At 66.6% G+C, this 1322-nt stretch carries 1 protein-coding gene; it reads left to right on the forward strand.

Going from position 1 to position 1322, the window contains the following annotated elements:
- Positions 1-1220: alpha-galactosidase (locus HNO81_RS19915; RefSeq protein WP_175319816.1), on the forward strand; the 1220-nt coding region annotated here is incomplete at its 5' end.
- Positions 1221-1322: the final 102 nt, after the last annotated feature.

The following is a 1322-nucleotide window of genomic DNA, read 5'->3' on the forward strand; positions in this document are numbered from 1 at the left end:
CGGAGCTGGGCGTGGAACGCTTCGTGCTCGACGACGGCTGGTTCCGCGGCCGCCGCGACGACCACGCCGGCCTGGGCGACTGGTACGTGGACGAGACCGTATGGCCGGACGGCCTGACCCCGCTCATCGACGCCGTCACGTCCCGCGGCATGGAGTTCGGCCTTTGGGTGGAACCGGAAATGGTCAACCTGGACTCCGACATTGCCCGTGCCCACCCGGACTGGATCGTTGGCCCCTCCACCGCCGCCCACACGGACGGCGGCCGGCTGCCCTTGGAGTGGCGCAACCAGCACGTCATGGACCTGGTGAACCCGGAAACGTGGCAGTACATCTTCGACCGGATCGACGCGCTCCTGTCCGGCAACAACATCAGCTACCTCAAATGGGACCAAAACCGCGACCTCCTCGAGCATGGCCACGCCGGCCGTTCCTCCGTCCACGAGCAGACCCTGGCCGCCTACCGGCTGTTTGACGAACTCCGTAAGGCCCACCCCGGCGTCGAAATTGAAAGCTGCTCCTCCGGTGGCGCCCGCGTTGACCTTGGCATCCTGGAACGGACGGACCGCATTTGGGCCTCCGATTGCAACGATGCGCTGGAGCGCCAAAGCATCCAGCGCTGGACCGGTGCCGTGGTGCCGCCCGAACTGATGGGCAGCCACATCGGCCCCACCACGTCGCACACCACGGCCCGCACCCACGACCTGTCCTTCCGGGGCATCACCGCCTTGTTTGGGCATTTCGGGATGGAATGGGACATCCGGAGCGTCCAGGGCAAGGACCGTGGGGAGCTGCGGCGCATCGTGGCGCTGTACAAGGAGCACCGGGACCTGATCCACTGCGGCCGCCGCGTGCACGCCGACCTCGCCGACGACTCACTGCAGCTGCACGGTGTGGTGGCTGGCTGGGCCGGGGACGGCAATCACGTGCGGGAAGGCACGACGGCGGCGCTGTTCGCCCTGGTCAGCTCCCGCACCTCAGCTGCCGAAGCTCCGGGCAGGATCGGCATCCCGGGGCTTGACGCGGGAACCAGTTACCGGGTGGAAGCCATCTTCCCCACCACGGTCGACGCCGACCATGCCCATACGTTCACCCAGGCGCAGCCGCCGGCATGGCTTGCCACCGGTGCCGAGGCCAACGGCAGGTTCCTGGCAGAAGTGGGGCTGCCCATGCCCATCCTCAACCCCGAACACGCGCTGCTCCTAAAGGTCACAGCCCTGTAGCAAACCCAATCCCCCATCGATTGCTCCGTAGGTGTCGTTTTGGCCCTGGCGGATTCATACGATCATTGCAACGAAACCATGAAGGGGTGTTGCGATGCCGGC

Source organism: Pseudarthrobacter sp. C4D7 (genome assembly GCF_013359725.1).
Classification (GTDB): Bacteria; Actinomycetota; Actinomycetes; order Actinomycetales; family Micrococcaceae; genus Arthrobacter.